Here is a 261-nt window from a genome sequence, read left to right as displayed (position 1 = left end):
CAGTTCCACCAGATGGAGCCCAAGAATAAGTGTATCCAGCTGTTCCACCAGAAACAGAAACTGTAGCTGAACCATTAGATCCAGAGTTACAAGATACATTGGTTTGTGATACTGGAGTTGCTACTAAAGCAGTAGGCTCTGTAATTGTAAAACTTTGTGTAGCTGTACAAGAATTCGCATCGGTAACAGTTACAGTATAATTACCTGCTGATAGTCCCGAAGCGGTTGCAGCAGTTCCACCAGATGGAGCCCAAGAATAAG

General features: G+C 43.3%; 1 protein-coding gene. It reads right to left on the bottom strand.

The features are described from left to right. On the bottom strand, window positions 1–261 hold a 261-nt coding region (locus GFJ99_RS14010), incomplete at both ends, for a SprB repeat-containing protein (protein ID WP_153209547.1).

The sequence above is a fragment of the Flavobacterium sp. LMO6 genome (assembly GCF_009495795.1).
Taxonomy (GTDB): Bacteria; Bacteroidota; Bacteroidia; order Flavobacteriales; family Flavobacteriaceae; genus Flavobacterium.
The sequence above is the reverse complement of the archived record's forward strand: the minus strand, read 5'-3'. Positions and strand labels throughout refer to the sequence as shown.